6 protein-coding genes and 1 pseudogene are annotated in these 8483 nt (G+C 65.4%); 5 read left to right on the plus strand and 2 right to left on the minus strand.

The window, feature by feature from the left end; genetic code table 11:
- From HUU94_RS11925 to HUU94_RS12925, 4 genes are all read left to right on the plus strand, one after another.
- Positions 1 to 2602, plus strand: a 2602-nt coding sequence (locus HUU94_RS11925) for a TonB-dependent receptor (protein WP_174275291.1), incomplete at its 5' end; no start/stop codon positions are given.
- A gap of 160 nt (positions 2603 to 2762) precedes the next feature.
- Positions 2763 to 3752 carry an alpha/beta hydrolase gene (locus tag HUU94_RS11930; RefSeq protein WP_174275292.1) on the plus strand — a complete coding sequence of 330 codons (990 nt, stop codon included), beginning with the start codon at positions 2763 to 2765 and terminating at the stop codon, positions 3750 to 3752.
- Between the two features lie 43 nt (positions 3753 to 3795).
- A complete protein-coding gene (locus tag HUU94_RS11935) occupies positions 3796 to 4779 on the plus strand; it encodes an alpha/beta hydrolase (RefSeq protein WP_174275293.1) in 984 nt (327 codons plus the stop codon).
- Positions 4780 to 4827: 48 nt separating this feature from the next.
- Entirely contained in the window at positions 4828 to 4962 is a 135-nt protein-coding gene (locus HUU94_RS12925) for a hypothetical protein (protein ID WP_302480203.1), read from the plus strand.
- 119 nt (positions 4963 to 5081) lie between these two features.
- Here the strand turns inward: HUU94_RS12925 and HUU94_RS11940 are convergent, their stop codons facing one another.
- Both HUU94_RS11940 and HUU94_RS11945 read right to left on the minus strand, forming a co-directional pair.
- A complete protein-coding gene (locus HUU94_RS11940; RefSeq protein ID WP_174275294.1) occupies positions 5082 to 5825 on the minus strand; it encodes a ZIP family metal transporter in 744 nt (247 codons plus the stop codon).
- Positions 5826 to 6049: 224 nt separating this feature from the next.
- Positions 6050 to 8011, minus strand: coding sequence for a M1 family metallopeptidase (locus tag HUU94_RS11945; RefSeq protein ID WP_254602179.1), 1962 nt, complete (start codon positions 8009 to 8011; stop codon positions 6050 to 6052).
- 208 nt (positions 8012 to 8219) lie between these two features.
- On the opposite strand from HUU94_RS11945, the pseudogene HUU94_RS11950 reads away from it, so the two are divergent.
- Positions 8220 to 8483, plus strand: a pseudogene (locus tag HUU94_RS11950) (hypothetical protein); the annotation flags it as partial.

An 8483-nucleotide genomic window follows, 5' to 3' on the forward strand; every position in this document is an offset into this window, starting at 1 on the left:
CAAGCTGGCGCTGTTGATCACGAGCGGGCTGGGGCTGGTGGCTCCCGCGCTCGCGCAGAGCAGCGCCTCTCCCAGCCCGGCCGTTCCCGCGAACGCGGCAGGCCCCGCGCCATTGGCGGCGGGGCCGGCAGGCGACCAGGCGGCGGTGCGCGGCAGCGAGGATGTCGGGGATATCATCGTCACCGCGCGGCGCGTCGAAGAGCGCCTTCAGGACGTGCCGATCTCGATCACCGTGTTCAACCAGCAGCAGATCGCCAACCGCAACATCGTCGCGCCGGAGGATCTCGCGCTCTACACGCCGTCGCTGTCGACCAACGGCGTCACCGGCCGGGAGAATACCAACTATTCGATCCGCGGTTTCACTCAGGAGATCGGCACTTCGCCATCGGTCGCGGTCTATTTCGCTGATGTCGTGGCACCGCGCAGCAGCGCATCGATCCCGCAGGGCGACGGCGCTGGTCCCGGCTCCTTCTTCGATCTCCAGAACGTGCAGGTGCTGAAGGGCCCGCAGGGCACTTTGTTCGGCCGCAACACGACCGGCGGTGCGGTGCTGCTCGTGCCGCAGAAGCCGACAAGCCGCTTCGAGGGCTATGTCGAGGGGCTTTACGGCAGCTACAATTGGAAGGGCCTACAGGGCGCGATCAACGCGCCGCTCACCGACACCATCCGCGCGCGCCTGGCGTTCGACTTTCAGGATCGCGACGGCTTGACGAAGAATGTCGGCGCCGGCCCCGATCTCGACGACCGCCACTATATCGCGGTGCGCGGCAGCGTGGTTTGGGACGTCACGCCCGATATCGAGAATTACACGATCCTGTCCTACATTCATTCGAAGAGCAACGGATCGGGCTATGCGCTGATCGGGTGTGATCCCAACAGCTTCATCGGCTCGAACGTATGCGGCCCCTTCGCGACGCGGCAGGCGGGCGGCCCGCACACCGTCAGCACCGACATTCCGAATCCGCTCAACGAGCGGACCGAATATCGCGGGATCAACACCACGACCTGGCAGGCCAGCGACACGCTGACAGTGAAGAATATCATCAGCTATACGCGCCTGAAGGGCAAGTATGTGTCGGACGTGTTCTCCACGAACATCAAGATCCCGACGGTTGTCTTCGTTCCGGTTCAAAGCGCGACGGGCGCCGTCCTCGGCCTCCAGCCGACGCCGACCGGCGCGTTGGCGGGGACGCGGCTCCAGTTCGTGGACACTTTCGCAAATGGCGCGCCGGGCAACACCGACCAGTCGACCTTCACCGAGGAATTGCAGTTCCAGGGCAGGCTCGGCGGCGACAAGTTCGTGTGGCAGGCCGGCGTCTATTATGAGCGGTCCGCACCCCATGGCTATACCGAAAACCGCTCCACCCAGTTGGTCAACTGCGCGAATGTCGCCACGCTGCAATGCTATTCGCCGCTGGGTCAGATCTTCCGGCAGGGCTACGCGCAATTTTACTCGACCCTGCTCGGCGTGCCGGCGCAGTTCACCGATCTAGGCTACGACTTCCCGATCGGCGGCCTCGGCGTGCGGCGCACTGAGCTAAGCTACCGCAACCTCGGCATCTATGCGCAGGGCACCTACTCCCTGACCAGCCAGTTGAAGGTCACCGGCGGCATCCGCTACACCTCCGACAAGGTCAAGGCCTCCGCCAATGAGTTCAACTATATCTTCGGAGGAGCGCCCGGTTTCGGCCCCACCAACCCGATAGTCACCTGCGTGCAGTTCGATGCCACGCTGGCCAACAATTGTGCCATCAGCGCCAAGACCAAAAGCTCGAAGCCGACCTGGCTCATCGATCTCGACTATAAGCCGAACGACGACATTCTGGTCTACGGCAAATATTCGCGCGGCTACCGCCAGGGCAGTGTGACCCCCAGCGGTGCCGGGATATACCGGACCTTCAAGCCGGAAAAGATCGATGCCTTCGAAGTAGGCTTGAAGACGGATATCCGGGGCGCGCTGCGCGGTTACTTCAACATCGATGCCTTCTACAACAATCTCTATAACCAGCAGATCAACACGGCATTTACCGCGGCTGCGACCAGCGGAATTAGTCAGGCATCGGGCATCGTCAACGTTAACAAGTCGAGAAGCTACGGTATCGAGGCAGAAGCCAGCATCACGCTCTTCCGCGGCTTCAATCTGAACGGCTCCTATACCTATCTTCGCACGAAACTCGTGAGCGCGCCTGTCATCGTACCGAACCTGCCGTTCGTACGGGCGGATTTGTCGGCGGACGTAGGCTCCGACTTGGCCTATTCGCCGCACAATCGGGTTACGCTAACGGGCAACTATGCACTGCCGCTGGATCCGGGCCTCGGGCAGATCGTGTTCGGTGCGACCTATAGCTATAGCAGCTCGCGGCTGGCGGTATCGCAAACGGCGTCCTCCTTCGCCAGGATGAAATCGTTCGACACTCTCAACCTCAACCTGAATTGGAACCATATCGGGGGATCGAAGATCGACGCATCGATCTTCGCGACCAACGTCACCGACAAGAAATATCAGACCCAGGTCGCGGGCGTCTACAACGGCACCGGCGTCGAATTCGCGCGCTACGGCGAACAGCGTGTCATCGGAGGCAAGCTGCGGTTCAACTTCTAATGTAGGCCATGGAGCGGGGCGGCGCTCGCGACGAGCGGATCGTCGCGAGCGTCGTCCCCGAGCCTGGCGGGCACTGCGTCGCTGCAAGCAGGATACGAGAGTGTAACCGGGCGGGAAGTCGGATTTGCCGATCGTTGTTCCGACCTGACAAAGGTGCCGCATGACCCAGCCGTCAGTCACGATCGCGAGCCGCGACATTCCCTATCCCGCGTCGATCAGCGAGGAGGCGCGGGAAAAGCTGGCGATGATGGCGGCTATCCCCGCGGATGCCATCGAGCGTCCGCAGGACACGGCCGGCTGGGACGCGATGATCGGCTATGTCGACGAGATATTGTTCGCGACCATCGCCCCGCCCGCCGCCGGAACGACGGTGACACCCCTGGAAATCGGCGGCGTCGCCGCCTTCGACGTGAAGCCCCAGGGATCGTCCGGCGAGGCGGACGGCCGCATCTGCCTTTTCCTCCATGGCGGCGGGTTCACCATGGGAGGGGGCAAGGCGTGCGGGGCGATGGCGACGGCCTTCGCCGAGGGCACGGACCTCCACACGATCGGCCTCGACTATCGGATGCCGCCGCACTTTCCCTATCCCGCGCCCCTGGACGACTGCGTCGCCGCCTATTGGGCGCTGCTCGAAACACGGCGGCCGGAAGACATCGTCGTGGCGGGAACCTCCGCCGGCGGCAATCTGGCGCCGGCGCTCGTCTTGCGCGCGCGCGACGAAGGCCTGCCCCTGCCGTCGGCGGTGGTGCTCCTCTCGCCGGAGATCGACCTGACCGAGTCGGGCGACAGCTTCGAGACGCTGATGGGTGTGGATCCGGTGCTGAAGGCGCGGCCCACCGACTCGATCGAGCTTTACGCCGCCGGCCACGACCTGTCCGATCCCTACCTGTCGCCGCTGTTCGGCGACTTCGCGAAGGGCTTTCCGACGACGTTCCTGCAATGCGGCACGCGCGATCTGTTTCTGTCGAACACGGTGCGCTTCCATCGCGCGCTCCGCAAGCAGGACATTCCCGCCTTCCTGCACGTCTTCGAGGCCATGCCCCACGGCGGCTTCGGCGCGATGTTCGAAGGGGGATTGGGAGCTTCGCCCGAGGATCGGGACGTCTACGAGGAAGTGCGGCGGTTCCTCGCCGCATTGCCCCGAGCATGATGAAGCGACGCGGACCGATGTGCCGAGACATGAGGAAATGGACATGAGCGAGACCGAGATCGAGCAGGCGGAATCCTATCCGCTGCTGAAGGTGGTGCGCGAGATACCGATGCCGTCGTCGATCAGTCCGGTGGCGCAGGCCGTGCTGGGGTATCTGGCGGCCAATCCCATGTCGTCCACTCCGCCGGCGCTGGATGACATCGCCGGCTGGGAAGCCATGCAGCAAAAGAGCGACGCGATGCTGATGGAAATGGTGTTCGCCGGACAGGATCCGGCGGCATTCCCCAGCCGTCTGCTCGGCGGCGTCACCGTCTATGACGTCGAGCCCGACGATCTCGATGCGGGCAGCCCGCTGATCTGCCTTTATATACATGGTGGCGGCCTGACGTGCGGCGGCGGCCCCCTCACGCCGCTGATGGGACGGCTGGGCGCGAAGGATACGGGGCTGCGCACGGTCAGCGTCGATTATCGCATGCCGCCGCACCATCCCTATCCGGCGCCGCTCGACGACTGTGTCGCTGCCTATCGCGGGCTGCTCAAAACCACCGCGCCTGAGAACATCGTCGTCGCCGGCGCGTCGGCGGGCAGCAATCTCGCCGCCGCGCTCGTGCTGCGCGGCCGCGACGAGGGATTGCCGCTGCCGCGCGGCCTCGTCCTGCTGACGCCGGAGATCGACCTGACCGAATCGGGGGACAGCTTCGAGACGAACATGGGCATCGATGCGATGCTCACCCAGCGGCTGACGTCCGCGAACCTGCTCTATGCCAACGGCCACGACCTGGCCGATCCGTATCTTTCGCCGCTGTTCGGCGACTTCTCGAAGGGCTGGCCGCCGACCTTCCTGCAGGCGGGCACGCGCGACCTGTTCCTCTCGAACGCGGTCCGCTTCCACCGCGCGCTGCGCACCCTCGGCCTGCCGGCCGAACTTCACGTGTTCGAGGGCATGCCGCACGGCGGCTTCGGCGGCATCAGTCCGGAAGACGAGGAACTCAGCCTGGAGGTCAGGCGCTTCGTCGCCAGCCTGTGACATCGAAACACGCGCTTTATCGCCCCCATGCGTCTGGCGAGCGGCCCGGTGCAGTTCAACCGCGAGCCCGCGCGCGTCTCCCGCTCCCCGCAAGCAACCGAGCATACCGAACGCGTGCTTCAGGAACTCGGCCTGGAGTGGGACGAACTCGAGCGGCTGCGCTCGGCAGGCGTGATCGGCTGAACGGAGCGACATCGCGAGAAGCGCGACCCTCCCATGCTTTTACGCGCGACGTGGGAGCGATCGTGGACGATCTTGTCGCCTACGTCTCGCGGCTGCTCGAACTGGACGCGTTTGCGCGATCAAGCGAAAAAGGTCAGCCATCCCGACGGGGTTGAGCCACCCCTTTGGGTGATGAGAAATATGAGCGCGAAGCCGACGAGGGCCGACGATAGCGCCAGGATACGGCTGGTCGACCTGAAGCTCCGGGGCAGCAATTCCAATCCGCCGATCGCGAAAAACGCACCGGCGAGTGCCGCGAGCAGCGCCGCGAGTAGCAGCGGCGGAATGCGGAACATCTGTCCCGCGACGACCCCGGCGATGGGCGCAAGACCGTTGAGGAGCAGCCAGTAGCGCGCCACGATGCGATCGTGAGAGGCGAGGCTCAGCCCGACGATATTGACGCCGTCGGCGACATCATGGCTCAGGATCGCGATCGCCACGCCCCAGCCGACCTCCGGTGAAAGCTGGAACGCGAGCCCGATGCCGCAGCCGTCGACGAAGCTGTGCAGCGTCAAGCCCGCCGGAGCGACATGTCCGCGGAGACGCGGACCCCAGCGCGGCAGCGCCGCCAGCAAGCGGCTGAGCGCGATATAGCCGCACAATCCGGCGACCACGGCAACCCAGGCAAGCCAGCGCCGATGCAGCGATCGGGAAAGCTCCAGCGCTTCGGGAAACAGTTCGAGCGCCGCCACGCCGATCACGATGCCGGCGCTCAGCCCCAGGATCAGGCTGAGGCGGCCGCGCAGTCCGAGCGTGGCGAAGCCGCCGGTCAGCGTGGCGGCGCTCGCCGCAAGCCCCAGCATCAACGGCAGCGTCGCGATCAAGACCCGATGCTTTCGCCCTGCCGCGTCGCTCGCGGTGGTGTCTTATGGATGTCCATTTTTAGTAGGGCGGCCGCCGATTGCGAAATCTGCGGCCGCTCTAGCACCCCGCCGTCGTGAATGATATAGTATATCGCATGAGGAATCTGCGGCAGTCATGGGATTTGCCCGCCGTCTCGCGCCTACGCCCGGCCGCTTGCCACCGCCATCGCGGCCAAAAACGGAGGTTAGAGTCGGCCTTTCGTAACGCCGATCCGGTTATTTGCCCGCTGCCGGTCGGGCACCTTGTGATCGGGATCGAGCACGACCGCCGCGATCGGCTGGTGCGTGGGCAGCAGGATATGGTTCTGCATCTGCCGTATCCAGGTCTCGACCGGCAGGATCATGTCCTGATGCGTGCCGTTGGGAAATTCGATGCGGAGCGTCACGGGCATCACCAGCTTGTCGTGGCTCTCGACGGTCACCAGCGCCCCCTTCGCCGGATCGCCGTCGACATAAGCGAGCTTGGTCGCCGCCAGGTCCATCTGCCAATTGTTGAAATACCATCCGCGCCACCACCAGGAGAGGTCCTCGCCACCCGCGCTCTCCATCGCGCGGAAGAAGTCGGCCGGCTGCGGGTGCTTGTACGCCCATTCGGCGATGAAGCGGCGGAAGGCGGGATCGAAGCGCTCGGGCCCGATTATCTCCTCGCGCAGCAGCTTCAGCCCGAGCGCCGATTTGAAATAGGTGACCGGGTGACGCCACTTCTCGATGATCGTGTCGGCGCGCGCGAGGATCGGCGGCGCCGAGGCATCGGCGAGGATCGGTACGATCTCGTCGACCGGATTGCCGCCGCCCGGCGCGAATTCGCTGTCGCGCTTCGGCGCATATTCGCCATGGTTGAAATCGTCTGATTCATAGGTGTCGATGAAGGTGTTGAAGCCCTCGTCCATCCACGCGTTGCGCCGCTCGTCGAAGCCGACGATCATCGGGAACCACGAATGGCCGATCTCGTGCGCGCTGATCCAGAAGAGCTGCTTGCCGGCGTCGTCGATGCCGTCGAACACGATCCCCGGATATTCCATCCCGGTGGCGGGGCCGGCGATGTTGATCGCTGCGGGCCAGGGATAGGGATACCAGCGCGCGGAAAAGCGCTCGACCGCGTCCTTGAGATATTCGGTCGAACGGCCCCATCGCGCCTGCCCCTGCGCTTCCGCCGGATAATAAGACATCGCCAGCGAGGTCTTGCCGCCGGGCAGGTTGATCCGCGCGGCGTCCCAGGCGAACACCGGCGATGCGCTCCAGGCGACGTCGCGCGTATTTTCCATGCGGTAATGCCAGGTGAGCATCCCGTCCTGCTTCGGGCGGGTCGCGGCGCCGCCCGCCTCGGCGGGCGCCACGATCGCGACGGTGCGGTCGCTGCCGCGCGCCTGATCGAGCCGCTGGCGTTCGGTGGCGGTGAGCACATCTTCGGGATTTTGCAGCGCGCCCGATCCCGCGACGATCATGCTGGCGGGCACCGTCACCCAATAATCGAAATCGCCGTAATCGAGGTAGAATTCCTGCGCGAGATAGGGTGCGGTATCCCAGCCGCGCTGATCGTCGTAGACCGCCATGCGCGGATACCATTGCGCGATATCGTAGATGTCGCCCGCCTTGGCCGACCCCCAGGCCGTCCGCCCGCCGAACAGGCCGGGCACCGTATAATGCCAGGCCACCTTCAACGCGAGCTTCGCGCCTTTCGGGTCGAGCGGCTGCGGCAGGGTGACGCGCAGCCGCGTGTCGGAGACGAGATGCGCGACGGCTTCGGCGCGCCCGTTGCGAACGATCTCCACCCTGTCGATGACGATGCCGTCGGTATCGCCGTCGTAACGCCCCGGACGGCCGGAGCTGCCCTCCGAATATTTGCCGCGCGAATCGGTGCGATAGATATTCTGGTCGAGTTGCAGCCAGAGCATGTCGAGCGCGTCGGGGCTGTTGTTGGTGTAGGTCACCACCTCCTCGCCGCTGAGCGTCTTGGTCGCGGGATCGAGCCGCGCGTGGATCTGATAATCGGCGCGATTTTGCCAATAGCCCGGGCCGGGCAGGCCGTTGGCGCTGCGCGTGACACCCGCCGGCGAGGGCAGGACCAGCGGCGCGAACGTCTCGAGCGGATCGTAGCCCGGCGCCACCGCGCCGGCGGCGCTCGCCAGACCGAGCAGCGTGGCCACACACGTCAATCGTGTTCCGATCATCCGTTCACCCCCGGACTGCGATACCTCATATCGTCGAGGGTAAAGCGCCGTCGGCCAAGCCACAAGATACCCTCCGGATCGCTGCGCCGCGTGCGGCCGGCGCGCGCTCGTTCAGACGATGTGCAGGCGTAGCGATCAAGAGTGGCGACCATCGTCTCGCGCGGTCGCGCCTCGTCGGAAGCTTATGATCCCGCTGATCCTCCTCGCCGCCGCCCTCCCGCTCGCGCAGGTGCCGGGCGGCGATGCCGCGCGCTTCGGCGCCTGTGCCGCGCTGATCAAGAGCGATCCGGAGCGCGCGATCCTGGAGGCCGATGCGTGGGCGAAGGCGGCGGCCGACGTGCCCTCGCGCCAGTGTCTCGGCCTCGCGCTGTCGGCGGCCTCGCGCTTCACCGCCGCGGCGCTCGCGTTCGAGCAGGCCGCGGGTGGCGCCGAGCAACAGCGCGACGGC

The organism is Sphingomonas bacterium (assembly GCF_903644055.1).
Lineage (GTDB): Bacteria > Pseudomonadota > Alphaproteobacteria > Sphingomonadales > Sphingomonadaceae > Sphingomonas_I.